The sequence below is a fragment of the Bradyrhizobium sp. 157 genome (assembly GCF_023073815.1).
In the GTDB taxonomy this organism is placed as follows: domain Bacteria; phylum Pseudomonadota; class Alphaproteobacteria; order Rhizobiales; family Xanthobacteraceae; genus Bradyrhizobium.
Genome location: NZ_JADPKF010000091.1, coordinates 258,938 through 284,433, shown reverse-complemented (window position 1 = coordinate 284,433; position 25,496 = coordinate 258,938). Strand labels below are relative to the sequence as shown.

The following is a 25,496-nucleotide window of genomic DNA, read 5'->3' as shown; positions in this document are numbered from 1 at the left end:
GCGAGCGTGAGCGGGCATGCTGGATGAGCCTCACCGTGAGTCGGCTCCGCAAATCTGTACAGTGCGATAAGTGGAGTTTCTGCCTGACGGCGGGCAAGATCGGCCCGCGAATCAGGAGAGACGATGACGGGACGAGCACGCTGGAACCACTCACCGGCTTTCAAGGCGAAGGTGGCACTTGCCGCCGTCAAGGGCGATCGAACGCTGGCTCGTTGGCGGAGCAATTCGACGTTCACCCCAATCAGATCGCATCGTGGAAAGCGCAGCTTGAAGGCGGGGCCGCTGACGTGTTTGGCGCCCGGGGGCGGCCGGGCAGCGGAGCTGCCTGCCATCGACGTGAAGTTGCTGCACGCCAAGATCGGCGAGTTGACGCTGGAGAACGAGTTTTTAGAAGGACCGCTCACCAAGGGGCGGCATTGCTGAGCGCAAAGCGATGATCGACCGTGAACACGATCCGTCGATCACCAGGCAGGCGGAAGTTTTGAAGATCAGCCGTGGCAGTGTCTATTACCTGCCACGTCCGGTATCGCCCGACGAGCTCGCGATCATGCGACGGCTCGACCGGCTGCATCTGGAGTTTCCTTTCGCCGGTTCGCGAATGTTGCGAGGCCTGCTGGCTGCCGAGGGGTGCAAGATCGGCCGCCGGCATGTCAAACGCTGATCCGGCGAATCGGGTCAACAGGGGCGTCGGATCACGGTTCGAGAGAACCGCGAGTGGAAACCTGCTGTAGCCTATTGTCGCTATGCCGATGACTTCGTTGTGATCGTGAAAGGGACGAAGGCCCATGCTGAGGCCGTCCGGAGGAGTGCCGGGCCCTTTCTGGAAGGCAAGCTGAAGTTCACCTTGAATATGGAGAAAACCCATATCACTCACGTCGATGACGGCTTCGTCTTCCTGGGGCATCGGATCAATCGCAAGCGAGGGTCAAGCGGACGAATGGCGGTCGTCACGACCATTCCCGCGAAGATTGTCGAGGGTCCTCTCTGGTGACCACTATCTTGCCAAGGTCGATATGGTGGACCGCCTGAACCGCCAACTGCGGGGGTGGGCAGCCTTCTACAAGTACACGGACTTCACCGCGACCACGTTCCGGCACGTCGATCATGTCGTGTTCTGGAAAATGGCGCACTGGCTGGCGAGAAAGCATCGGAGCCGCATCAAACCATTGATGCGGAGCTATTATCGAGCATCAGTCGTTGGGCAGTCCAAGACTGGTTTGTCCACGGGGTCAGTGAACGAGGCCATCGTGTCGGGAAAACATTGCACCGATTGGTATCCAGTCCCAAAGGGGCAGTTCCGATGGAGAAACCCGGAAGCAAATCCCCACAACTTCAGGGAGGAGCCAGGAAGACCATCACCTCGCGATATCAGGATGTCGCAATGGCCATGGGCCAGACTTGAATGGAGAGCCGTATGCGCTGAAAGGTGCCCGTACGATTCGGGGAGGAGAAGCGCTCATGCGCTTCTTACTCCATTCCCGATGGCACGGGGTTTCGTCTATCTGGCCGTGGTGCTGGAGTGGGCGACCCGCCGGGTTCTGTCGTGGCGGCTGTCGATCACACCCGTCACAGTAAGCCGGAGATATTCAACACCGACCAGGGCTCGGGCGTCTCCTGCCGCCGCTGCGAGCGGACCGTGGAAATCCAGGCTGCCGATACCGCCCGATTGTATGGCGGCAACGTGGTCTGGAAGGATGTCATGCAGCGGTTGCTCGACAACACCTGCCAGCAGCGCACCGGCAGGCATGAAGAAGGCGGGTGCTGGCCGGCGTTCGAGACGCCGTAGCCGCTCCGGATTTGCCGATCCGATCTCTTTGCGCCTGGATGTCCGGATGGCCCCGAAATTTTACCCTACGCCCCTGTCAGGCGGCGATCGCAAGGCTCTGACGAAAGAGCTCGGCAAGGCGCGCGCGATGGCCAACATCCTGGCTGCCCAATCGGCCGAGATCCGGGCCAAGGGCGAGGCGGTGATCCAGCAAGCTGACAGACTGCTTTTGCGAGAGCTGGAACGAGCGGATATAGCGCGACAATCTGGGTGGAGAGCCTTCACCTTAATTGCCGCGCGGCAAGCGGATGTGGGTCGGTGTGACTTCGCGTCTGGCGGGGGTTGCGAACGGGGCGGGTCCGAAGGGACCGGCTACGGGCGCGGGCTGCCGGTCCAACAGAAGACGCGCCGCAGGGAGGACGGCGGGTGCGGCTCACCCATCATGACGTTGCGCAAGGTATCGTCACCGGATGTCCGCATGGAGGCTCGGGGCGAAGACTAGTCTCAAGCCCGGTCTCTCCGCGCGCCCTCGCGGAGAGATGCGTCCAGCGAGCAGCGCCGGCCGGCTGAATATCCGCTGCATCCCTGTCTGCCGCGGGGGGCTGCCCCAATATGGACTAGTGCTTCTTTTGTACTTGGAAAATAGTCCACTTATGTTATTTTGATTCTGTCGAAAAATGTGAGGTTCCAATTAGATATGGCCGACAAAAACATAAAAGAAGAAGAAATAGTCCAAATCGCACGGCTCGCGCTCAGCGGGAGGCCTCAGGATGTGCAAACGTATATTCGTCGTTTGGCCCGGCGGTATCAGGGGGAGCTGCCGGCCATAGCCGATCAATTAACCGGCCTTTTGCAGGAAGCGCCCACCCGCCAGTCGCCTCTCCGGCGCGAGGCCACGGCGCCGGTGCCGGTTGACCTCGAATCGCGCCTCCAGTTGCTGCGAATCGAAGAGACCCCTGTCCTCGACGTCGAACCGATCTGGGAAGCCGGAGTACAGCGGTCGCTCAATCAGATCATTTCCGAGCGTCAGCGAAGCGATGAGCTGTCCAAGCAAGGACTCTCGCCGACGCGCTCGATCATCTTCACGGGCCCGCCCGGCGTCGGGAAAACACTCGCCGCGCGATGGGTGGCCCGCGAGCTGCACCGGCCTCTCCTCATCCTCGATCTCTCTGCTGTCATGAGCAGTTTTCTGGGCCGCACGGGCGCCAATGTCCGTCATGTTCTGGACTACGCAAAAAGCGTCAATGGCGTGCTGCTACTCGACGAGCTCGATTCGATAGCGAAACGGCGTGACGACTCGACCGACGTTGGCGAGCTGAAGCGGCTTGTGACTGTTTTGCTGCAGGAAATCGACGATTGGCCGGCTACCGGTCTGCTCATCGCTGCGACGAACCACGCTGATCTGCTGGACCCTGCGGTCTGGCGGCGCTTCGAAATGCGCATTGAATTCCCTATGCCGACCGAGGGCGCGGTCCGGCAGGCCGTCGATACATTCCTCGGGCCCAGCAAAGCGCAAGGCTCCTGGAATGAGGTCTTGGCCGTCATGCTGCGCGGACTCTCTTTCAGCGACATTGAACGGGAAGTCATGCTCGCACGCCGGGCTGCCGTTACGCGCGATGTACCGCTGGAAGATGCACTGGAGCAGGTCGTCCAAAACCGGGTCAAGCCGTTGCCGCGCAAAGACCGCGGGCAAATAGCCCTTTGGCTTACAGAGGCAGGTATTTCGCAGCGGCAAGTCCACGAGCTGACGGGCGTAAGCCGCGACACCATCCGGAAGAAAACCAAGCCCGGCGGCGCGCCGGAGCAGGACCAGGAATAGACCGTGGCCGAGCGCGAGAATCTACTCATCGGATACGGCGAACGGCTCGCTTCGGACATGGCGGCGCCTGTCGCAGGCGCGCCGAAGAATCATCCTTACAGCTTTACCGAGGCTCGCAGGCGTCTCGCGCCGAAAATATCGGACACGGCCAGCGAACTGGAGGATCTTCCGGATGAAGTCTGCCCGCAGGATCAGGCGGTCGCGCTCGTAACGCTGCACCCGACATATCTGGCCAAGTCATATTATCCCGCGAAGCTGCTTGAGGCATATGGACTGGAGACCATCGGTAGCCGCGCCCGCGAGGTCTCGCCCGAAAAATGGACGAAGAAAAAGCCGCCGCAGTCGGCGGTCACCTCGGAGTTTTTTGTAGCGGGCTCCAGACCGCACTTCCGCGCTCTGGCTCAAAGGATCGAGCATCTGAGCGAGGCCGACGCCGGTGCTGGCGATCTCATCAAAATCGAGGACTTCCGCGCCCAGCCGCCCGAGGAAAAGCTTAAGCCCTTGCGGTCAGGCGAGAAAGAGCCCTTGCTTGAGGTCGTGCTGCACGCGCAGCCGATAAGCCAGGATGCGTATATTCTGGAAGGATTCGAGGCTTATCTCGATACGCTCGGCATACAGCTCGATCTGGATAAGCGGCGTTTCTTCGCCGAGGGACTTTGCTTCCTTCCCTTGCGCGTCCCGCGCGAAGTCGCGGCGGAGGTGGTGAAATATTCGTTTCTGCGTCTGGCAAGGGAGATGCCGCGCTTGCGGCAATTTCGGCCCGTAGCCCGGGCTACGCCCGGCTTCGTGCCGTTCGCCTGCCAGCTGCCGACCGACGGTCCGATCGACCGCGATCTGCGCGTCGCCGTGTTCGATGGTGGCGTGAGGAAGGACGCCAAGCTTGATCCCTGGGTCAACCGGAAAAAAACGAAAAATATCGGCGCGGCGGTGGCGGAATTTCAAAATCACGGAACTGCGGTCACATCCGCCTTGCTGTTCGGACCGCTGCAGGACGGCATTACCGCGGAACGCCCATACGCGAGCGTCGATCACTACAGGGTACTGGATGCCGATACCCAGAAAGATGATCAGGGCGAACTGTACAGCGTGCTCGAACGCATTCAGGAAGTGCTTGAATCCCGGCCAAAATATGGCTTTATCAATCTCAGCCTGGGTCCCGATCTTCCGATCGAAGACAATGATGTCCACGCTTGGACCGCTGTCCTCGATCAGCTGTTTTCGGACGGACTGACGTTGCCGGCGATTGCCGTTGGCAACAGCGGCGAATCCGACTGGATCTCCGGCAACGCCCGCATCCAGACCCCCGCCGATTGTGTGAATGCGCTTTCCATCGGCGGCTGCGACCGGGTGGGCGCGGGCTGGAAGCGCGCGCCATACAGCTCGATAGGTCCGGGGCGCAGCCCCGGAATCATGAAGCCTGACGGCGTTGCCTTCGGGGGCTCAAGCCGCGAGCCTTATTGGGTTCTGAACGCCGAAAGCCCGGGCGCGGCCATGCCGATCACCGGGACGAGCTTCGCGGCGCCCACAGCGCTTCGCACGGCCATCGGGCTGAAGGCCCATTTCGGGAAATCACTGACGCCCCTCGCAATCAAGGCGCTGCTGCTCCACCACGCCGACGACGGAGGTCATGACAAGGCAGAGGTTGGCTGGGGCCGGCTGCCGGCGGATGTGAACGAGATCGTTCTCACCGATCAGCATACAGCCCACATTGTCTATCAGGGCGAGCTGCGCCCGGCGAGCTGGGTGCGGATGCAAATCCCGATTCCGACCGATCCCATGTCCGGCATGGTGGACATATCGGCGACCTTCTGTTTCGCCACGCCGACCGATCCACAAGACCCGCTGAACTATACGCGCAGCGGCCTCGAAGTGCGCTTCCGGCCTCACGACCGCAAGCGCAAGGATCCGAAGCAGCTTCACCCGGATTCCAGTTCGTTCTTCCAGGTGAAGGACGTTTCGGTCGAGGAGACCGATCTGAGAGCCGACGCGCACAAATGGGAGACCACGCTGCACAAGACGCGCGCGATGCGGGCCTCCGGCCTTCGCAATCCGGTTTTTGACGTGCACTACAACGCGCGCATCGGCGGGCGGAACGCCGTAAGCGCCGACAAGATTCCCTACGCGCTGGTGATAACAATCCAGTCCAAGAAAACGCGCGACCTATACGATAAAATTCTGCAGCGCTACCGGACCATCCTGGAGCCGCTGCAGCCTGTCGTATCAATCCCGATCCGCACCTGAACAATTGGTAGGAGAACGCTATGACCGAATCTGAAAAGCACCACGAGCATGAAAGCGAGCTGGTCAGCAACCTCAAGGAAGAGGTGGCTGAGCTGAAAGAAGAAATCGAAATCCTTGAAGAGCTGATTGATCTTGAGGAATGGGCCAAGGCCGACAAAATGCCGAAGCGGGCGAAGAAATACCGCATCCGTATCGACAAGGAGTACAAAGTGGTCGAAGTCCATTCCATGACCGGGCGCGAAATCCTCGGGCTCGTCGGTAAGACGCCCGAGACCTACCTGCTTTCGCAGAAATTCCGGGGCGGCCGCGTCGAGCCCGTCGGCGCCGACCAGGTCGTTGAATTCCACGTCCACCAAATCGAGCGCTTCCAGACGCTCGCGCTCGATCCCACGGAGGGCTGAGAGCGATGCGCCGGGCATTCCAGCTTGCCGAAGAAGATGAGGAGTGCCTTGCCGCGCTTGGCCTCGCGTGGGAGGCCATCATTGAAAACGGAACGAAATGGCTTGTGTTCCCGGAGTACCCGATTCCGGAGGGCTATAACCATCGCGTCACGGCGACGGCACTTCGAATTAAGCCCTCATACCCGGATGATGACATTGACATGGTCTATTTTCATCCGGCCCTGGCGCTGACGAGCGGCAAGAGTATCGGCCGGCTAACCCCCCATGCCCTTGACGGCAAGCAATACCAGCAATGGTCACGGCACAGGACCGCCGCGAACCCGTGGCGTCCCGGGCTCGACAACGTCTGCACGCATCTTCTTCAGGTGAATAGCTGGCTTGAACGAGAGCTCAAGAAATGAAGAAGAAAGCCTGAATGCAGATCAAACTGAGACTGACGCAGAAAGACCATGCTGCACTAAAAACGCATCTGCTTCCCGGCGACGGCCTGGAGGCGGTAGCCGTCGCTCTGTGCGGACGGCGGCGCAGCACATCGCATCATTGCCTGACGGTGCGATATCTCGTCCCGATCCCCTACAATGAATGCAAAGTGCGCACGGAGGACCGGGTGACATGGTCAACCCGGCGCCTCATCCCGCTGCTGGAAACCGCAGCGCAGCGCGATCTGGCAATCTTGAAGATCCATAGTCATCCTGGCGGCTATGATAGATTCTCCTCGGTCGATGACGATTCCGACAAGGATTTGTTTAATTCAATCTTCGGTTGGACCGACAGCAGCTTTCCTCACGCGAGCGCGGTCATGCTTCCCGGTGGCCGCATGTTCGGCCGGGCCGCGTTACCGGATGGTGCGTTTCAGCCTCTCGATTCGATCCTTGTACCGGGCGACGACCTTCATTTCTGGATACTGGAGAATGGGGGAACATTGCCCTCGTTCGCTCAGCGCCACGCTCAACTGTTTGGCTCTGGCACGACGCGACGACTTCGCGAGATGTCGATCGCGGTCGTGGGATGCTCCGGTACAGGAAGCCCGGTAATTGAACAATTAGCGCGCCTCGGCGTCGGCCGCCTCGTGATCGTCGATCCGGATCGTGTGGAAGAGAAGAATCTCAACCGCATTCTCAATGCGACCCGGGAGGACGCTTACCTTAGGCGCCCGAAAGTGGAAGTGATGGCACGTGCGGTAGCGGCTATGGGGTTCGGGACCGAACTGGAGATCATCGCTGACGACCTGGCGACCCCGCGCGCGGTCAGAGCTGTTGCCGGGTGCGATGTTGTTTTCGGTTGCATGGACGGCGTTGAGGGCCGTCATCTTCTGAATCGGCTAGCTGCATTCTACGTGCTTCCGTATTTTGACGTAGGGGTAAAACTTGTCGCAGATGGCGGCGGCGGCGTTGATGAGGCCTGCGGTGCAGTGCACTACATCCGGCCGGACGGCTCAACTTTGCAGGACCGTAAAGTTTACACCGCGGATCAGCTAAAAGCCGCCGGATTGCGGCGAACTGACCCCAAGGCGTACCGGGAGCAGGTGAAGGCCGGATATATTCGCGGAGTCGCGGAAGACCGGCCCGCGGTCATCAGCATCAATATGCAAATGGCGAGCACCGCCGTAAACGAGTTTCTGGCCCGTCTTCATCCTTATCGCTACGACGACAACTCAGAATCGGCGATAGTGCGCACGGGCTTCATGGACGGGTCGCATTATAGGGCGCCTGACGAAGCGGCGTCGGGCTCGTTTGCTGCGCACATTGGGAAGGCAGATGTTCGCCCGCTTCTCTCGATGCCAGACCTCAGTGATCCAGAAGAAGCAACTTGAACGCAATCGTCACTTTATTTGTATGGTTATGGGCCGTCCTCACGTCACTGCCACGACGCGCGGCCAAGCTGTTTCCATGGCGCAGGCCGCAACTGCTTGATTACGTCCGGGTCGAGGATATTCCCGAAAAGCTCGTCCCGGCAAAAGTCTACCTCGCTGGCGAGGACAACAATCTCTGGGCCGCGGCCATGTTATGCCCGTGTGGCTGCAAGGACGTGATTGAACTCAATCTCCTGACGCAAGCCCGCCCCTGCTGGAGGGCGCAGCAACACCCCGACGGGACAATCAGTCTGACGCCGTCAGTCCGGCGTCAGAAGCGGTGCGGCAGTCATTTTTTCGTACGCCACGGCCAAATAGACTGGTGCTAGTGCACCGTGCGCGACTACATCAGAACGAGTTCCGCTGATCTTGGTGCGGCCAACTTCAACCCCCTGATGCTCGTGGCCATTTGTTCGCTATTGACATCCCTCGCTTCTCCCGGAAGAAGGGCTTCTTCCCGGAAGGCTTTTGAAGTGAGCCAGCAGGACGCGCCGAAACGTCAGCAATCAGCTCAACATTCATGTTCAAAAAGTTTCTACGCCTGCTCCGAGGTGAATTACCGGATAAGTTCACCGGCTCAGCCTTCCCCGGCGTGATCGCCAGCAACGGCATCGCTATCAGCATGGACGGTAAAGGAGCTTTGGCGGGACAACGTGTTCGCCGAGCGGCTGTGGCGCAGCGTCAAATACGAGGAGGTTTACTTGCGGACCTACGACAGCGTGTCCGACGCCCGCGCCTCGATCGGCCGATACCTCGACTCTTACAATGACCGACGTCCAAAATCGAGCCTTGACGGCGGCACTCCGGATCAAGCCTACTTCAACCGGCTGCCAATCCGCATGGCGGCCTAACCCCGGCAGAGCCTCCATTTATCAACGCGGAGATTCTGTGCAGACAGCCGGGACCAGCTCAGTTTTCCCATCGCTACCCGGGTGCGGCGAGCAAGAGGCATCAACACTCAGGCCGCGATCTTTGAGAGCTGCAGCTGTGCCCGCTGATTATTCGGTGTGCGCGGTTTCATTCTATCCGTGAGAGGAGTGTGGCCATCGTGTCCGGGCTCCGTCTCAGCGTCTTGTTCGACTCTGTCAAATATAAGCTATCCGAGTTGGTAGCTGCCCAAGCGATCGCGCCGATATAAAGTCTCTATCCAATTAAGGAAACGATCGAGCTGCGCGTAGAGAATTCAGTGTGAGCGGTCGCCGAAGCGTCTACCATGCTACTCAGCTGAGCCGTCGGATCTGCATGCTTGGCAAATAGAACGGAGAACCAAATGCCACAGCGGAGCCCGCTCTCTGAGGATGGTCGGCCGGCCGGACATTTTCGGAACACCGCTTACATGATCAATAAGAGCCGTCCGTATTTCGATGCAGCTCATGAGGCGGGCCTCATGGCCGTCCATGGACGTTCGACGACTGGACGTGCCTTTGTTTTGGGTGCGGGGTCGCTTGAAGGTCGGGTGGAAAAAATTGATTTCGTGCGATGTTCCTACCTTGGCTTGGACAATCATCCCGTGATCGTAGCTGGCGCGATCGACGCGATCGAGGCGCATCGGTCATTGCACTGGTCATGCGCACGAACGCGGCTCAATTTCGATCTTCTGGCAGAACTTGAAACAATCCTGTCGGAGATGTTCTGCGCACGCGTGATCGCCTTCTCCACTGTCATGCTCGCCAATCTAGGTACGATGCCCCTCCTTGCTTCGGGCCAATTGACAGGCGGAACAAAACCGCTTGTCGTGTTCGACCGCCTTGCGCACATATCCCTGGCCTATCACAAGCCGGTAGTTGCTGATGAAACGCGTCTGAAAACGATAGCGCACAACGACATCGACGCTCTCGAACGCTTGTGCCGCGAACATCCAGTGGTCGCTTATGTATGCGATGGTATTTACTCCATGGGAGGGAACGCGCCCATCAAGGAACTGCGCCAACTCCAGGAACGGTACGGGCTCTTTCTCTATATCGACGATGCTCACGGCATATCGATCTTCGGACGCCAAGGCGAAGGATTTGCTCGCTCTGAGTTTCCGCAAGTGCTGGGTGATCGCACGATCATAGTAGCCTCGCTGGCTAAGGGCTTCGGCGCATCAGGCGGCATGGTGATGCTCGGAACGGCTGACCAAGAAGCTCTGTTTCGACGGTACTCCATTCCCTATGGGTTCTCGGTGCCACCCAATCTGGCGGCGGTTGGTGCGGCGCTTGGCTCGTGCAAGATTCACCGCTCGGCAGAACTCGGCGATCGGCAGAGACGGTTAGCGCAACGTATCAAGGCCTTTGATCGTCATGTTGCAACCGCTCAGCAAGGAAATTCGTTTCCCATCAGAATGATTGCAATAGGATCGGAAACCGAGGCGATTGCAATCGCCAAAGAGCTTCTCGACGCCGGCTTCTACACTTCGGTAACGTTCTTTCCGACGGTCGCGCAAGGAAAGGCAGGGATTCGGGTGTGCATTACGGCCGATCATGAAGAAAACGATATTGAGCGATTGTGCGACTGCATCTTGGAAGCAGTGGCCGAACGACCGGAAAGCCATACCCTCTGAGGTGATGTGATGATTCAGCCGACGAATTCGTGGAGCTGCCCGATACGGTTGCTATCATCTTATGCCGAGACGCATGATGAAAGCGTGTCAAGCCTCGATCCATTGATCAACGCCGAAGCCGTGTCCGGACCGCTTTGGCCAATGTTCTCGACGGGGCGCTACTCGCTCGTGACGCCGTTTGCGACGGTCTGATTATGCTGAAGCCAGGAATACGCAGCGGCCAGAGCGACCGGCGCGTTGCGCTTGTAACCGGAGGAGCACGTGGAATCGGACTGGAGATCGTGCGCCGGTTCTTGGCCGATGGCTATCGCGTCGCCTTTGTGGCGACAAAAGCAGAACATGTGAAGCGGGCGCTTGATCTTCTCGGCTGTTCGGAAGATCGAGTTTATGCGGAGAGGATCGACGTAACTCGACATAACGATGTGCAGGGATTTGTTGACCACATCCAGGAACGTTGGGGCGAAATAGCGATCTTGGTGAACAATGCTGGCATTTCCCCCAAGCGCGTGGACCAAAATGCACCTTGGCTTTCGCAGACGTCCCTCGATGAATGGGTGCGGGTCATCGATGTCAATCTCAGCGGCCCCTTCATTCTCATACGGCTCTTGGCGCCAGCAATGATCGCGAAAGGCTATGGACGCATCGTCAATGTCGGGTCACTCGCGGGGCGTGCCATGCCGATGATCGCTGGGCCACATTATGCCGCGTCGAAGGCGGGGCTGGTCGGATTAACCCGCGCTGCTGCGCGGGATCTCGCTCCACACGGTATTACGGTCAATTGTATCGCTCCTGGACGGGTTCTCAGCGATCTGACTGGACCACCCGAGGCCGAGGTCAACCGCTCTGCTCTCAGCAGGATTCCGGTCGGCCGTTTTGGAACTGCTGAAGAGGTGGCGCGCGTCGTAACCTTTTTGGCCTCGCCGACTGCGGGCTTTATCACCGGCGCAACTATCGATATCACAGGCGGCGAGTTCGCCGCGTAAGCCGATGCATATCGCATTTGATCGCCGACAGCACAGTGCTGGCCTGGCTCAGGCTCACGGAATGCTCGATTTTCACGCCGCGCAAATGCGGCATACAGTCGGGCGTGAACATGGATGCGACCGGAGCGTATAGGCCAATGGGCGGCGGGGTTCTCCCGTGGTTGGGCTTTCATGCCTTTTCCTTTGCCGCGGTTGCGCTGAGCAGCGAATTCGGCGGCGTGGGGAGACTTCCGTGCGGCTTGCCTTCCGCGAGGAGGAGACAGAGAAAGTCACTGATCTGTGCCCTAAGTCTATTTCGATGTGAGAAGTTGCGGGGTTCTATGCTGACGGCACGTCAGTATCGCCGGTCGCGAAAGATCAACGAGGTCATCGGTTCCAGGAAGATGCCAGCGTTCGATCAATGCTTGTTTGCGCTGGATCGCAGTGCCGGCCCCTCCGCCAATCGCCTGGTAAGACGCGCCGCGCTTGCCACGTCTCCAGGCTCCCGTCGCGAGCAAGTGGCATTGTGGAGTATCGGATGGCAGGGAAAATGGAGCCCTCGACGCAAGTGTTTTCGCATCTGCGAGTCGTCGAGATCGGTAGCTCGGCCGCGACCAGCTATTGCGCGCGGTTGTTTGCCGACTTCGGCGCCGATGTTCAGAAGGTCGAGCCGCCAGGTGGAGATCCGCTCCGCGGTAGCGCGCCACTCACGCCTTCTGGCCAGAGCGCGTGGTTTTCATTCCTGAACTTCAACAAGTCAAGTGTGGTCATCGATGCCACCGACCCGGACGGGATTCCGCAGCTGACCGCACTGATCGAAGATTGCAATATTCTGATCGATGGCCGCGACATTGATCCCGCGGATTGCCCTTCCATTGATCTTGCCGCGATTCGGCAGAAACGTCCCAGGTTGATTTGCCTCGAAGCAAGCTGGTTTGGCCGCGAGGGACCCTATGCTGAGTTCGCCGCAACCGATTCGACGGTCCGCGCGCTCGCCGGCCTCATCAAGCTGGCTGGAGCGGTCGAGGGCCCGCCATTGCACGCACCAGATTTCCAGACTGGTATCATGGCCGGTCTGTGGGGCTTCATCGCCGCGGCTTCTTCGACGATTCCGGAAGAAAAAGCCGGTTGGAGAAGATGGTCGTGGTCTCTCAGTGTTTTTGAATCGAGCCTCGCTTTGAGCGAGTATCAGATGTTCGAAGCGTATGAGCGCGGCGACGTGATGCGCCGGATTGGCGTCAATCGCTTCTGGCCGAACTTTCCGGTCGGCATTTACGAGACCAAAAATGGTTGGCTCGGCGTCACAACGATCACTCCGGCGCAATGGCGCGCGTTCTGCGAAATGCTCGATCTGCCCGAATTGCGTGACGATCCGACTCTCGTCCTCGGCGCGGATCGTCTGCAACAGATAAAACAGATCGAGCGACAGTTCATCCCGAGGCTGAAAACGCGGACAGCGCACGAGTGGTTTGCAGAAGGACTGAAGCGCAAGATCCCGATCGTCCCGGTACCAGAAATGTCCGATCTGCTGCAGGACGCGGAGAAGAAGGAGCGCGGCGCAATCGTGCCCGTCCTGCTTGGCGAAGAAGAGGGCCAGACAGCTGGCTCGATGCAGAGGCTGACGTTGACGCCGCCGCGCAGGGGCGGCAAGGTTCCGGCTCCTGGCGAGCAGCAGAGTTTCGCGAATACAGGAAGACGCCTCACCGGCACTGGGGCGGTATCGTCCGGCTGCATCGATGCAGGCGGGCCGCCATTGCAGGGGATTCGCGTCATCGACTTCTCGATGGGGTGGGCCGGTCCGTTGTGCACGCGCACATTGGCTGATCTCGGTGCGGACGTCATCAAGGTCGAAGCCATCCAGTACCCGGACTGGTGGCGCGGCGTCGACCGGCGCCCTGCTTACATCGAGGACCGGATGTATGAAAAGACGGCGCGTTTCTGCATGGCGAACCGCAACAAGCGCGGCGTTACCCTTGACCTGACGCGGCCGCAGGGGTGCACTCTCGCCAAGCGGCTTGCAGCGGAAGCTGATATTGTCGTCGACAATTATTCGGTCGATGTGCTGCCAAAGCTCGGGCTTGGCTACGACGTGCTCAGAACGCTCAACCCTCGCCTTGTCATGATGTCGATGTCCGCCTTTGGCACGAACAGCGTCCGTCGCACTTGCCGGGCCTACGGCTCGACTCTCGAGCAGGGCTCTGGGTTGCCGAGCGTGGTCGGCAAGGCCGACGGGCCACCTGTGATGAGCCACGTCGCGTTTGGAGATGCCGTTGGTGGGTTGAACGGCTGCGCTGCAGTTCTGGTTGCGCTTATTCACGCCCGCACCACAGGGCGGGGGCAGTTCATTGATCTTGCGCAGATCGAATGCATGATGCCCTTTGCGGCGCCATGGATCACTATCCATTCGATCGACGGTGCGCCGGCGGCCAAATACGGCAATCGACATCCAGAGTTCGTACCGCATGGCTGTTTCCGGTGTGCCGGTGAGGACAACTGGATTGTGGTAACCGCGACCGACGAGCATATGTGGCAGAGGCTTGCCGCTCTTATCGGTCGACCAGATTGGGCCACAGACGTGTCGCTGAAATCTGCTGAAGCTCGGCGCGATATCGAGGACTTGATCGAAAGAGGCATCGAAGCCTGGACGATCACCCGCGACGCGGACCAGGCGATGTCCGAGTTGCAGGCGGCAAGGATTGCGGCCGGCGTGGCCCGCCTGCCAATTGATCTGCTCAGCGATCGGCATCTCAGGTCGCGCAGGTATCTGCAACAAGTCGAACGCGCTTTCATTGGCTCGCATCCGCAGCCGTCAATGCCCATTCGGGAAGGTGAAGGGCCCTATGCAATCCGCGCCGCGGCACCGACGCTTGGACAACATAACAGAGAGATTCTATCAGGGCTTCTTTTGGACACAGAGATCGCGCACTTGGCTAAGGACGGTATCATCGGTACGGTGATGCTTTCGGAAGGGGAGCTCACAAAAACAACGACGGTATCGCCAGGCTGAAGAATCGATACTACATCAGATTAGCGAACTCTCAGGCTGGGCAGATCGGTCAGCCCGCTGGTTAGAGATTCATCGTGGCCCTGTTATTCAGTGTTCCGCAGCAGGTGCGTGCGGAGCAGCTACACCAAGCGTCAGAGTGGGTGCGCTATCGGCCATAGCCACCGGGCGATTTTACTTCAGATTCAGACTGCTTGCGATCGTTAAAACGAATATGCCTGCTCGTGCGTAAGCCGGAAAGGGCGGATCCAAGCCTCCTTCCGACTGCCGAGTAGGCCGATGCGCGATCACCAAGGCGGCAAGCGGACGAATACGATGCGCCGCGCTGTAGGCAACGCGCGTTGCGAGCCTCAAACTTCCATTCGGGCCGAGCGTTGGCGTGGTGACTGAAATCCAGCTTGGCGGCCAAACTTAGGGACAGAAGAGAAAAATATTGTCTCAAGTCCGACTTCGCCGACCGGTGCTGCATAAACGAGTAGGCGGCTCTTATTGTTTGGCGCCGCTTTCAAGCTGATGCGTAGCGAGACGGTTCTCAAGAGTCAAAGGCACTATTCTCACCAGAGTAGGTAGTATCTCGGTCCACTATGTGTGTGTACTGTCAGCTAGCAACTCGCCGTACAAACTGTGGTGAAGGCAATCTGAAGACACCAGCAGAGCCCGCCACACACGCAGTCGCCAAGTGATGACACTCCCCACAATCCCGAAGCGGCTATTGCGGAGCACGCGCGAGGCGCGCCTACCAGCAACCTCCCTACCATCGGCGCTCCAAGTTACATGAGACGTACCGAGCCGAATGTCGAAAGTCGAGAGCACGAACCGAAGGTCGACGGTTCGGCACGAGGGGCGGCTGATCTAATTCAAGTCATTTTCTGGTCGCCGCGATGCTCAAATTGGCTCGATGTTACTCCAGAGAGCCCTCTGGCACGTCCGAACAACTCGCCGACTAGCGGGGCCCGGAGTCCTGGCATGGGGAGGGGGTGTTGGTCGGCCCACTCAGCAAAAATGCCAAAAAGGATCAAGGAGGATGTTGTGAACCAGGAGATTGCAGGTTCCAATACGGCGGCTGGATTGTCGCGCGCCAGGCCGCGGTCCAACGAAAGCTTTGCCCGGGCGCAAAAGGTTTTCCCAGACGGCACTTCGCGAGTGACGATTGAGCGAGATCCAACACCACTCTACATCGAGCGTGGGATGGGCAGCTATCTGTTCGATGTCGACGGCCGCCGGTTTCTCGACCTTAATTGCAACTTCACGACATTGATCCATGGACATGCCTTCGGGCCCGTTGTGGAAGCACTAACCCATCAACTCCAGCGCGGCAGCTGTTTCGCAAATCCGACGGAGAGCGAGATCGAACTCGCCGAACTACTTTGCGGCCGCATTCCGTGGATTGATCGTGTTCGCTTCGTCAATACGGGGACTGAGGCCGTGCTGTTTGCGATCAAAGCCGCGCGGGTCTTCACCGGACGTTCGAAGATTGCCAAGCTCGAGGGCGCCTATCATGGCGCCTATGACTGGGCCGAGGTCAGCCAAGCGGCGACACCGGACAATTGGGGTGACGCAATTGAGCCCAAGTCCACGGCCATCTATCGCGGGATGCCTGCGAGCGTGCTCGATGAAGTTGTTGTGCTCCGCTTCAATGATGTTGAAAGCGTACGCCGGTTGATGTCATTGCATGCGCACGATCTTGCCGCCGTCATTTTGGATCCGATGCCAAGCCGCGGTGGTCTAGTTGCGCCGAAGTCTGAATTCATCGCTGCGGTGCAGGAAGTTGCTCGCAATAACGGCATTCTTGTGATTGCTGATGAGGTCCTGAATCTTAGGCAGAGTTTCCAGGGGGCTTCCGCCCGCTACGGCCTTGTTCCGGACCTCGTCACGATGGGCAAGATCATCGGCGGCGGTTTGCCGGTTGGAGCAATCGGCGGCCGGGAGGACGTGATGAAAGTATTCGATGCTTCAGCGGGTCGGCCACTGCTTCCGCAAGGCGGTACATTTTCCGCCAATCCTCTATCCATGACAGCGGGGCTGGCCGCAATGCGGCATCTAGACCATGCGGCTTTTGCAAACCTGGAGATTCTAGGAAAGATTGTCCGGGACGAGATTGACCGGGCCATCTCAAACCGGGGGGCGCCGCTGAGTGTGACCGGAGCCGCCTCACTCTTTCGCATCCATCCGCTGGCACGAACCCCGAATGACTATCGCGATATCTATCCCACGCCTGCCGGAGCAACTCTGATGAAGCAGCTCACGCGCTTTTTTGCGGAGAATGGCATCATCCTGCCGCATGGCGCTGCCGCTTCGATCTCGACACCGATGACGCGCTCCGACGCCGAGTTCATCGTGGATGTGTTCGTGGGCTTTCTCGATAGCCATCAAGACATGCTGGACGCGATAGAGGTACGCACATAATCAAAGCAACAAGTGCACGATGTATCGCCCGTGCTTTGCAGCGTCACGCCGCTAAGTGATCTTCCGCCAGAGCCTACGGTCCGCCGGTGATTCGGGCTTGGGAAGCGATTGATATTTGGTAACTCGCCTAACGACAGGAAAACACGGACGTCGCGATGGCGATAGCTTGCGCGTGTGTCCGGTCAAATCGAGGTGGTTGCAGCCCCAGAATGGCGCCGCCGCAATCTTGCTATGCTGCCTCTCGCGGAGGCTTACAAAACGCGCGTACTTGTAGTCGGCTTTGGGACATGACGCCGAACGGACCGTAGCGTGTAGGGATATGGTCAGTTCGAGCTTTTTCTTCGTGTGCCCAAATAGTTGCGGCGAGTTATCACTCGCGGGATCGCATTGACGATTATGTCAATGCAGCTTCATCGCCGCAGCAGCGGGCGGCCGGGTCCTGCGCTCGTGTTGCTGCCAGCGCGAGGCAGCGGTCGCCCTAGTACGGGAACGCCGCTCGATTTTACTGAATGGCCGGTTGGCCGCTGGCGGCCGATCGGGGCGGAGATCCTCGCGTTGAACGCATAGCATCGCGGGGTCATTGCTGGCGGCCTGCCGTCTGAAAGCGCCGATATCAAGAACTCGCCATGCTGTTTGGATCGCGACATTGGGCTCCTAAAAACCGGCAGCGGTTCCGCTGCAATCCACTGGCCCAGATTCTGCTTCGCCGTCGGTGTACAAGGCAGGCGGATGCCATGTTACTCAATAAGCCGCTCCCCATCATCTTCGACCACATGAGAATCAATATACTCGCCAGCTCTCAAGAGATACCAGGCGAACAACCGATGCGCGCAATACCTGACGCAGGTAGCTCTCCTGAAGAGTGTCGAGAATCATGCGCTTGAATGCGCCTGACCGGGCTGACCATGGGCGAACCGTCTCCATATCGACGGTTCTCGATGCTCAAGTGAGGCAGCTTCCGCCTTGTGGCAATCTGGAGGGCGGGCCCGTCTCTGCCTCGATCGGGTCCGAAGTCTGTTCGAGGCAGGAGGAGAGAGAGTTTCAGAAGACATGTGAGAAGATCTCATTTCGTCTCCGAAGCTGACGTCGTTCTGGGTCCCTTTGAATCATGTCGCCCTTCTTCTGCCCTTAGTGCCCCAAGTAGTGCTCTGGGAATTAAGAGCCGACGGAGCCCACCGAGCCGCCTCGAAGAAGGTCTTCAGAACCCTTCCGGGATCTGATCCTGGGTGAAACCACGCGGCGAACAGCGGTCGCCGAATATCCGTTTTGCGGGATATTCGGGGGCACGGTTTTTGGAGGCCTGCTCTTGAATGGTCACTATCTCCTCCTTCGTCTTTCTGGCACTCGGCGGCGCTCTCACGGAGGGGCATATCGCGGGAGTGGTGCCTCGACCAAATCCGCGTCCTCTTAGCGAGAGATCGACGTCCATGTGTTTCCGCCTATGATGCTCACATCCAAACTGGACGGCCGCGTCAGGGCAACGCTATTGACTATCTGCTCCTCATGGACGCGCAGCAGAGCTCAACCACTCGGTCTCTCAATTACACCGACGTATCACGTCGCGCGCCTCGTGCTGGCGATCTGCGAATTGGCGAAAATATCGAGCTCGATTTCGCGCGATACCTCGACGATGGTTTCCGGATGATGGCCATTCTCGAACAGCGCGTATTTGAACGCGTGAATGCGGTTCACGAACAGGCCGCCGAAAAAGCCGTTTTCTTCGCGGGCAACCCACTTGCCGCGGTGATTCCTGCCAACAAAGACGGTTGGCGCTGCGGGGCTGCACGAAGGAGGTTCGACGAGCTTCATGGTCATAACCCTTCCAGGACTTTCGATAGCTATGCTTCTTTAGCCGACACCTGCTCCATCCAGCGGCAGCCTGCACGATGCTTGACTTACTGCGCTCGAGTATCTGCCCATCAAGTATGGGGGAAGGCCATGCCGGTCTCATAAGAGCATCCTTAGCCAAACGTCAGCGGCTTAATTGATGCTGGTGACTCGACTATCTCAGCGCTGTTCACGAAATTCGCGGCCTTCCTGCCTAGCTCGAGCGTGCTGATCGTGTACGTGATGCAGCTTCCGAGATCGGCGAGACCATCCTTGACCAGTTTCCTTTTGGCGAAGGTCTTCGGCCGAGAGAAGTACCTGGAACGGCGCCTGGCATGATCTGGCTGTAAAACCATCTGCTTGCGCCGAAGCTCAGCACGGCCTCATCATCGGTTTTCTGTTTGAAAGCTGCAGCAATCTCCTGGTCCAGTTCGGTGAAGATTGCGGCACTTGCGACATTGACGTTTGTCGCTTTGGCGCCAAGCACAAACTTCGTCAGCGCATTCATGAGGATCAATCGAGAAAGCTTCATCGGCAACCCTGGCATGAAACCACCTCTTTGCTGGCTCTCTTCTCACCCAGCAATCGGCGTGCCACTCGAAAACGCGCGCCTGCCAACGGCCCCGTGAATGGCCGTGTCGGCTTTCCGACATCAGGGCTTTCAATCGGACATGGATGACGCAACGAAGACGGAGGAACATGATGCCGGTCTCTTCTCGTGCCGAGCTTGACGTGTGCTTGAGGAAGACGGTGTCCTCACCAGGACGCCCTTAGCGATGGTGTTATCCGGCATCATGCGGTTCTCGCCCGCCTAAAGCTCCTCGCGAATTGCTATCACGAATACTCTCCCTGCGATGATATCAGACCACATTGGACAAGACCGCTCGCTGTAACTCGCGGGCCTGGCCCCTGTAATTAAAATCGCCATGCAGCAATCGATCGAGTTGCTGATCACCTTCAGATCTTAGCAATAGACAGAGACCAAGGCTGTTTCCTAAGCGCACAGTCGCCGTATCGTGCCCCATTCACAGGGACGATGGTCAGGCGGAGGTCCGCCGGAGTTGCGGTGGCGGCGCGCGATTGATAGCGCAGGCAGTTCTCGAGCCGATAACTCGGGTTGAATGGCGTATTGTTCTCGGAACAATCTATCGCCAAATCGAGCGGTCCATCACATTATTCGGTGTCTGTCACCGCACTATTGCTGCACATCGGTGCAGTCTTGAATACGTGCTCTTCTCTTCGCGCGCGAGGTCCACCAGTTGCGACAGCAGACTCCACAATCAGGCGCCGGGGCGGTCCGCCGATCGGAGAGTCGCCTCAATGGGAACGTGTCTCTTCTTCTTGACTGGGCAGCGCCATGATCTACCGGAGACACCTTGGCTTTGTCTTTACGGGGAACAAGTCGTCTATGGTTGCGAATAGGGGGAAAATGCCTATTCCCGTGCCCGGGTTCTGGTGCGAACAGAGCATGTACTCGTGCAAATTTCTCTATTGTTAAAATGCTTTGATTGCAGACCCTGCAGTCCGTCCTACATGGCAAGCCTAAGCCGGCCGCAGACGCTGCGTAGCCAGTGCAATTTTCCGAATTTCGGTCAGGACGTATGTGACTTCATGGCAGTTGAGGCTGGTGAGATCGAGAGCGGCGCAACTGGATAGAGACTGAGTGCGAACCGACGAGAGCTCGATTGGACGCCGTCGGGGCTGACGCGCCGCCGCGGCCGTACTCCAAGTTGTCAGGAGTAGGATACAGTTGATCGACAAGAAGCTTTTGAAGAGGAAGACCTATGAGGATGCCCCTAAGTTCTTGGTCATAAGAAACCGGAATGTTCCGGGTGGGTCGCAAGGTATTCAGCCGGAGGTCATCCATCCGTTTCGCGCGTAGAAATCCGGTGCCAGAACACCGATCGTGTAGAGGAACGCCGACCGGCAGCCACGCCGTCGACCTTCTTCTTCAAATTCCGTAAAATCTTTGTTCCCCAGCCAACTCGAAATTCCTCTGGCAAAAAAAATAAGTCGAGGAACAACAATTCCAACGATGAACATCCTATCGCACCGCCTAGAACGCGCTGGGTTTCGGGATCCCTCAAGACCACAGCAAGGGGACGGCTAGCGCTAGTCTCTGTGGTAATATCAATGAAGTCCTCAAGACTTCCATCGATTGCCTTGATGGCACAAGAAGCGATTACGTCAGTTACGACAATGTCCGGCATTTCTCTTCCCCTCGCCTGCAAACCATAGCAAGAGCTTACCGCAAAAATTGACCAATCAATCCTCGCATGAACTTGCGATCCGAGATGAACGCTACCAGATTGCACTCGAATTGCTCGGCAATGCACCTGAATCGATACAAAGATCCGGGACTATGGGGCGCAAGACGTCAGCCAAACACAAGCGGCCCGTCGACAGTTCCCGCGTTGCATGGGTCTCTTCTTGGCCGACCGCGGTCAATTTGCTGCTGCAGCGGTCGCGTCGCTTTAGTAGCAAAGCGACTTCAGCGGCGGTGCATCACGCCACCGCGTTTAGTACACCGCCTAGCCAGGACGTAGAATCACTTTTGACGACGCCAAATATGGTAGATTCATCGAAGTGCCGACATTGCGACTCCTTTCTTGATCTCCGAATGTCTTCTCACTGGCCCGAGTATCCTTGCGTATGGCTCAGACTACATGGGGAGTCGAACTTTGAAACTACCAAGATCGATAGTCGCTATGTTGTGCCGGAATGCATTATTTCCAGACTGGCGTGGCAAGCCTAGAAACGGGGCGTGGCATAGACATGAGCTCTGCCGATCGATTGGCTCCCGCCTGAAGGCAGTGCTCGCCGATGGAGCGGCTGCTGCGCGGGTGTGCGAAATTGAGGATCTCGCGCCCGGATTGTTAGCGGCGATGATGAGCCGCGGAGAGCTGGGTCCCATATCTCGAGGCGCTATATGCACAAAAGACGGCTCAACCGGAACGGATCGCCGTGTTCGGCAAGGACATCGCCGCCATTGCGCTGGTGCTGCTCGGCCTGTTAGGTGGCGCGGTCTCAACTGGCGGCCTGCTTACGTGAATGGCCAGATCTACGAGAAGGCGGTGAGCTTCTGCATCATAAACCGAACAAGCGCAGCGTCACACTCGACTGACGAGGCCGCAGGGTCTTGCTCTCGCCGAACGCCGTTTGGCTGGAGCCGATAGTATCGTCGAGCGATTATTCGGTCGATGCACTGGTGAGGCGCGGGCTAGGCTACGACGTGCTCAGAACGCTCAACCTGCGGCGTCATGATGTCGAGTCAGCCTTTGATGCGGACGGCATCCATCGCGATTGCACGGGCTTACGGCTCGACTCTCGAGCAAGGCTCGGAGTTGCGAACGTCGCCGGCCCCGGCGAGCCACCGATGTCGCGTGTTGGTCGTCCTGACGTCGAGAAGGGGATTGTAGATAGGATCGCTCGCCCTCAAGCTGTATCCGTGCTGCCCGTTCTCGTTCGCAGCGGCGTGACGTTGGCCATCGTGCTGGTCGCGGCCGCACCGAAAGTGCGGCATTGGATAATGCCTGGGCCACGCCGGAATGATGTCTGAGCAACTGGAGCTTATTGATAACATTGAGCGTCACGACTGCTATCTGACGCGTGCCATCCTCTGCCGAGCAACTACCTTGGGCACCGGCACTCGGTTCATGCGCGTCCGCTCGAGATGCTTGGACACGAATCCCGGATGCCGCTTTCCTGAGATCGGCGTAGGGCCGGCCTTCAGGTAGGAACGGTCCAGGACCATCTACGACTTCGGCGTCCGCTACCTGGGCTTAGATTCGAACATACTTGCGGCCGAACGCTGGGCCGACTTGGCCGCGGCCGGTATCGCCCATCGAGACATCAGGTTTTCTAGGGATGTTGCGGGAACATACCTGTTCATTTGATCAGATTGGCCAGGCATCGGGAATGTTCGATATCATCTATCTCGACGGTAACCATTCGATCTATGTAGATCTGGCGGCTGCTATCGCTGCAGTACGGCTGTTGAGCCTGGCGCCTATTTTCCTCTTCGATGAGCGAGATTCCGCTTCGGAAGCAGAGATCTGATCCGGATAACCGCTCGATATGCGAATGGCGTGACGACCAAAGAGTTGACCGACGATGAGGCCAACGAACCTCAGGTCGCGATCATCATCCCGGGACTATCTGATCTCTTTGTTTAGCTTTGAGGTGGAGCGGTCGTGGTCGGTTCCGGATTGAATCGCCACTACCCAGGTCCGCACCTGTGGATGCGGATATGACGGCTCTCACGCGTTTTGCGCCCCCGATTAGACAGGAATGTCGGCTAGGTTCGCCATCTTGGCATGCGTGAAGTTGCGGTCGCGGTTGTTGGCAGCCTCTACAACCTTCCGGATCGCCGCGCCATGGTCCTTTCGGAAATCGGTGATCGACTTATGATCAGGAGCCGACCGCCAATCGGCCACTTCATCTTGATACTACGCGCTTCGCGCGCCAGGTGCCGGCTAAGGCCGAGATCTCGCATGCAGACAACTTGTCCCTTGGTGTGCTTCGTTATGGCCTCTCGTTCCTGAGCGATTCACGTCTTGAATTTCGTGCAAAACTGACCCTGCGTGGCTTAATAAATTGGACGAGGTCCATCCCACTTTCTGTTGATGGCCGTGATGTCCCCAGCCCAAATGGATGACTTTGCTGGTGAGTTCGCTGCCGTTGTCGCTGTCCACCATCTTCGGCTTGCGATCCAGTTCCCCCGCCACGGGTGCCGGAAATCTCAGCTACCAGCGCCAAGCATTCGCGCGTGCAACACCGACTACACCCGAGGATGAGGAAGCAGCCGTTCTGTTTGGAATCCTGCGCAATCGCAGCAAAAACGCTGAGTTTATGCGCCATCGGCGGCCTGCTTTGCAAGTTTGCAGACAAGCAAGCTGCTATCCCGATTAGAAAGTCCAAGGAGATTGCTAACAAAGGATCGGTGTTCCCAAAGCAATCAATCGTATTGGCCTTGCGCCTGCGTCCTGTGAATATATAGCAGCCGGCTCAGAGTGGCGGTCGACACAAATGCCGGCGCAGGCAGCGCAACAGACCACAACGATTCTGGACTCCGCTTGCGAGGTATTTGCATCGAACGAGATGGTCGTAAAGGTCAAGGAGCCCACAGCCTTCCGAATGGGCGCAAGCTGCGAGAGTACCAGATCCTCTCCACTTATCGTTTTTCGCAACTAAGACCTACATAGCTGAAGACATAACCTAATGCGCATCTACAGCTGGCCCGTATTTGCAGTGGTACAGAAGTATTCCATTTCAAAACTCGGCCCTATCGGCGAGATCATGGAGGCCGAGCGCCACAGCTCGGACGCGCAGCAGGGCGTTGCTCGTCGCGTCATCGAGCAGAAGCTGGAGGATCTCTATGCCCGCCGCACGGGCGCTCTGCCGGCCGTGCTCTGCGGCGAGGGTGCTCCATGAGGATCGACTGTGAGGTCCACGCCTTCCGCCGAGTGGCCCGACGCGCCGCACCGGTCGTCGACGGCTCCTTGGAAGAGCTGGAAGGCGCCGCGCGCAATTGCGCGATCACTGGGCTGGTCCTGGTTCAGCCCGCCTTCCTGAACGGCGACCCGACGGAGCTCTTCGCGCAGGCGAGCCAGGCCCGAATGCCGGTGAGACTCATTTCCGCCCCTCGTGCAACCGCAGGCCTTTGAGGTCCTCGATGAGTGGGGCCGATCAGGCGCCGGGGTCTGGCGCTAACCCTCGAGGATGCCGATCCACTGGCTGAGTCACTCGAGGCTGCCCTTCAGCTGGGCTTGCACTTGGAGGTGTCTGGCGGCGTCGAAGGACGTGAGCACCTGGCAGAGCAGCTCCTGGCGGACGGCCATCGCCTGGTGTTTCGAGGCTTCGGACTTGCGGACAGCGCCAGCGATCCCGCTTGGGATTCGCGCCTGGAGCGGCTCCTGGGCTCGGCCAGGGCGCCGAAATGTGGGTGAAGTTGTCGGGGATCGGACGCGTCCCGGATGGTTGGGCCCAGGCAGCGGCCGGCAGAATGCTGGAGGAACTCGGGCCGGAACAGCTGCTGTGGGGTTCGGAATGGCCGCACGTGACAGCTGCTCACGCTTATGCGCCATCCTATGCGCAGACCCTGGAATGGCTTGAGAAGCTCGTTCCAGACAAGGACGCTCGAGAGCGGATCCTCGGCGAGACGTCTGCTGCCCTCTACGGGTTTCGGAGCGCAACAAACAGGCCGGCAGCGGCGTAGGTTACACTGAGAATGCAGGAATGCAGACTAAAGTTGGAGGTTATGGCATGAGGGCTGATGCCGTGTCTGATCGATTTCCCGTCTTCGAGGTTTTCTTAAGACAGCGCGGGCGAAGGTGGTTGTGGTCGGTCTGCACAAGCGAAGGCAGGCTGGTAATGACGGGTTCACGAATCGACCGATCGGCTGCCAGCTATGAAGCCAACAGGGCCATTTTTCTATTGCTGCTGAGCGCGCCGTATCGCTCGCGCCGTTCGGCTCGAGAGATCCAAGCTAACCAAGAGGCGCGGCGCTCGCTTCCGCCAAAATCTTAGAGCTACGCGGTGCTTCGAGAAACGGTCCGCTCGTAAGCCATTACGTCCGGAGACGCTAGATTTAGGAGTGGCTAGCGTTCAGCACTTGCTGAAGGCATCCCTGATCGATGCCCGGTTTGTTCTCGGTCGAAGCGACGCAGAACCCAGCC

General features: G+C 58.6%; 16 protein-coding genes and 5 pseudogenes. 18 read left to right on the top strand and 3 right to left on the bottom strand.

Features of this window, described 5'->3' with window-relative positions:
- Positions 1 to 123 precede the first annotated feature (123 nt).
- The 15 genes and pseudogenes from IVA95_RS28200 to IVA95_RS28130 all read left to right on the top strand — a co-directional run.
- Positions 124 to 652, top strand: a pseudogene (locus IVA95_RS28200) (transposase); the annotation flags it as partial.
- A gap of 108 nt (positions 653 to 760) precedes the next feature.
- Positions 761 to 991, top strand: coding sequence for a hypothetical protein (locus IVA95_RS28195; RefSeq protein ID WP_346658059.1), 231 nt, complete (start codon positions 761 to 763; stop codon positions 989 to 991).
- Positions 879 to 1,115: pseudogene (locus IVA95_RS39135) on the top strand (group II intron maturase-specific domain-containing protein); the annotation flags it as partial. The gene IVA95_RS28195 and the pseudogene IVA95_RS39135, both read left to right, overlap by 113 nt.
- A gap of 345 nt (positions 1,116 to 1,460) precedes the next feature.
- Positions 1,461 to 1,606 (top strand): annotated as a pseudogene (locus tag IVA95_RS28185) (IS3 family transposase); the annotation flags it as partial.
- 226 nt (positions 1,607 to 1,832) lie between these two features.
- Positions 1,833 to 2,019, top strand: a pseudogene (locus IVA95_RS28180) (hypothetical protein); the annotation flags it as partial.
- Between the two features lie 443 nt (positions 2,020 to 2,462).
- Positions 2,463 to 3,584, top strand: a complete 1,122-nt coding sequence (locus IVA95_RS28175; RefSeq protein ID WP_247513461.1) for an AAA family ATPase — start codon at positions 2,463 to 2,465, stop codon at positions 3,582 to 3,584.
- 3 nt (positions 3,585 to 3,587) lie between these two features.
- Positions 3,588 to 5,825, top strand: coding sequence for a S8 family peptidase (locus IVA95_RS28170; protein WP_247513460.1), 2,238 nt, complete (start codon positions 3,588 to 3,590; stop codon positions 5,823 to 5,825).
- A 20-nt stretch (positions 5,826 to 5,845) separates the two neighbouring features.
- Entirely contained in the window at positions 5,846 to 6,226 is a 381-nt protein-coding gene (locus IVA95_RS28165) for a multiubiquitin domain-containing protein (protein WP_247513459.1), read from the top strand.
- Between the two features lie 5 nt (positions 6,227 to 6,231).
- Positions 6,232 to 6,627: an E2/UBC family protein gene (locus IVA95_RS28160; RefSeq protein WP_247513458.1), complete on the top strand. Its 396-nt coding sequence runs from the start codon at positions 6,232 to 6,234 to the stop codon at positions 6,625 to 6,627.
- Between the two features lie 14 nt (positions 6,628 to 6,641).
- The gene (locus IVA95_RS28155) at positions 6,642 to 8,039 is read left to right on the top strand and encodes a ThiF family adenylyltransferase (protein WP_247513457.1); all 1,398 of its coding nucleotides are present in this window, start codon (positions 6,642 to 6,644) and stop codon (positions 8,037 to 8,039) included.
- A 649-nt stretch (positions 8,040 to 8,688) separates the two neighbouring features.
- A pseudogene (locus IVA95_RS28150) lies at positions 8,689 to 8,929 on the top strand (integrase core domain-containing protein); the annotation flags it as partial.
- A 485-nt stretch (positions 8,930 to 9,414) separates the two neighbouring features.
- Positions 9,415 to 10,620 carry an aminotransferase class I/II-fold pyridoxal phosphate-dependent enzyme gene (locus IVA95_RS28145; protein ID WP_247513456.1) on the top strand — a complete coding sequence of 402 codons (1,206 nt, stop codon included), beginning with the start codon at positions 9,415 to 9,417 and terminating at the stop codon, positions 10,618 to 10,620.
- A 194-nt stretch (positions 10,621 to 10,814) separates the two neighbouring features.
- Positions 10,815 to 11,603 carry an SDR family NAD(P)-dependent oxidoreductase gene (locus IVA95_RS28140; RefSeq protein ID WP_247513671.1) on the top strand — a complete coding sequence of 263 codons (789 nt, stop codon included), beginning with the start codon at positions 10,815 to 10,817 and terminating at the stop codon, positions 11,601 to 11,603.
- A 517-nt stretch (positions 11,604 to 12,120) separates the two neighbouring features.
- Complete coding sequence (locus IVA95_RS28135) at positions 12,121 to 14,589, top strand: CoA transferase (RefSeq protein ID WP_247513455.1); 2,469 nt, start codon at positions 12,121 to 12,123, stop codon at positions 14,587 to 14,589.
- A gap of 1,026 nt (positions 14,590 to 15,615) precedes the next feature.
- Positions 15,616 to 16,992 carry an aspartate aminotransferase family protein gene (locus IVA95_RS28130; protein WP_346658058.1) on the top strand — a complete coding sequence of 459 codons (1,377 nt, stop codon included), beginning with the start codon at positions 15,616 to 15,618 and terminating at the stop codon, positions 16,990 to 16,992.
- A gap of 1,554 nt (positions 16,993 to 18,546) precedes the next feature.
- Here IVA95_RS28130 and IVA95_RS28125 read toward each other — a convergent pair.
- The 3 genes from IVA95_RS28125 to IVA95_RS28115 all read right to left on the bottom strand — a co-directional run bounded on the left by IVA95_RS28125 (position 18,547) and on the right by IVA95_RS28115 (position 21,029).
- On the bottom strand, positions 18,547 to 18,801 hold the full coding sequence (locus tag IVA95_RS28125) for a hypothetical protein (RefSeq protein WP_247513669.1): 255 nt from the start codon (positions 18,799 to 18,801) through the stop codon (positions 18,547 to 18,549).
- A gap of 232 nt (positions 18,802 to 19,033) precedes the next feature.
- Positions 19,034 to 19,366 carry a hypothetical protein gene (locus IVA95_RS28120; RefSeq protein WP_247513454.1) on the bottom strand — a complete coding sequence of 111 codons (333 nt, stop codon included), beginning with the start codon at positions 19,364 to 19,366 and terminating at the stop codon, positions 19,034 to 19,036.
- A gap of 1,312 nt (positions 19,367 to 20,678) precedes the next feature.
- Positions 20,679 to 21,029: a GNAT family N-acetyltransferase gene (locus IVA95_RS28115; RefSeq protein WP_247513453.1), complete on the bottom strand. Its 351-nt coding sequence runs from the start codon at positions 21,027 to 21,029 to the stop codon at positions 20,679 to 20,681.
- A 1,708-nt stretch (positions 21,030 to 22,737) separates the two neighbouring features.
- On the opposite strand from IVA95_RS28115, the gene IVA95_RS28110 reads away from it, so the two are divergent.
- The 3 genes from IVA95_RS28110 (at position 22,738) to IVA95_RS28100 (ending at position 24,485) form a co-directional block, all read left to right on the top strand.
- Complete coding sequence (locus tag IVA95_RS28110; RefSeq protein WP_247513452.1) at positions 22,738 to 22,878, top strand: hypothetical protein; 141 nt, start codon at positions 22,738 to 22,740, stop codon at positions 22,876 to 22,878.
- A 1,161-nt stretch (positions 22,879 to 24,039) separates the two neighbouring features.
- A complete protein-coding gene (locus tag IVA95_RS28105) occupies positions 24,040 to 24,252 on the top strand; it encodes a hypothetical protein (RefSeq protein ID WP_247513451.1) in 213 nt (70 codons plus the stop codon).
- Positions 24,249 to 24,485 (top strand): hypothetical protein, encoded by a 237-nt coding sequence (locus tag IVA95_RS28100; RefSeq protein ID WP_247513450.1) that lies wholly within the window; start codon positions 24,249 to 24,251, stop codon positions 24,483 to 24,485. The genes IVA95_RS28105 and IVA95_RS28100 overlap by 4 nt, the downstream gene beginning before the upstream one ends.
- Positions 24,486 to 25,496 lie beyond the last annotated feature (1,011 nt).

Bases quoted from the DNA above. Each gene is read 5' to 3' on its own strand.
- IVA95_RS28175 (WP_247513461.1), top strand. From the start codon at position 2,463: ATGGCCGACAAAAACATAAAAGAAGAAGAAATAGTCCAAATCGCACGG.
- IVA95_RS28165 (WP_247513459.1), top strand. From the start codon at position 5,846: ATGACCGAATCTGAAAAGCACCACGAGCATGAAAGCGAGCTGGTCAGC.
- IVA95_RS28160 (WP_247513458.1), top strand. From the start codon at position 6,232: ATGCGCCGGGCATTCCAGCTTGCCGAAGAAGATGAGGAGTGCCTTGCC.
- IVA95_RS28155 (WP_247513457.1), top strand. From the start codon at position 6,642: ATGCAGATCAAACTGAGACTGACGCAGAAAGACCATGCTGCACTAAAA.
- IVA95_RS28145 (WP_247513456.1), top strand. From the start codon at position 9,415: ATGATCAATAAGAGCCGTCCGTATTTCGATGCAGCTCATGAGGCGGGC.
- IVA95_RS28140 (WP_247513671.1), top strand. From the start codon at position 10,815: ATGCTGAAGCCAGGAATACGCAGCGGCCAGAGCGACCGGCGCGTTGCG.
- IVA95_RS28135 (WP_247513455.1), top strand. From the start codon at position 12,121: ATGGCAGGGAAAATGGAGCCCTCGACGCAAGTGTTTTCGCATCTGCGA.
- IVA95_RS28125 (WP_247513669.1), bottom strand. From the start codon at position 18,801: ATGAAGCTCGTCGAACCTCCTTCGTGCAGCCCCGCAGCGCCAACCGTC.
- IVA95_RS28120 (WP_247513454.1), bottom strand. From the start codon at position 19,366: ATGCCAGGGTTGCCGATGAAGCTTTCTCGATTGATCCTCATGAATGCG.
- IVA95_RS28115 (WP_247513453.1), bottom strand. From the start codon at position 21,029: ATGCCGGACATTGTCGTAACTGACGTAATCGCTTCTTGTGCCATCAAG.
- IVA95_RS28110 (WP_247513452.1), top strand. From the start codon at position 22,738: ATGTTCGATATCATCTATCTCGACGGTAACCATTCGATCTATGTAGAT.
- IVA95_RS28105 (WP_247513451.1), top strand. From the start codon at position 24,040: ATGCGCATCTACAGCTGGCCCGTATTTGCAGTGGTACAGAAGTATTCC.
- IVA95_RS28100 (WP_247513450.1), top strand. From the start codon at position 24,249: ATGAGGATCGACTGTGAGGTCCACGCCTTCCGCCGAGTGGCCCGACGC.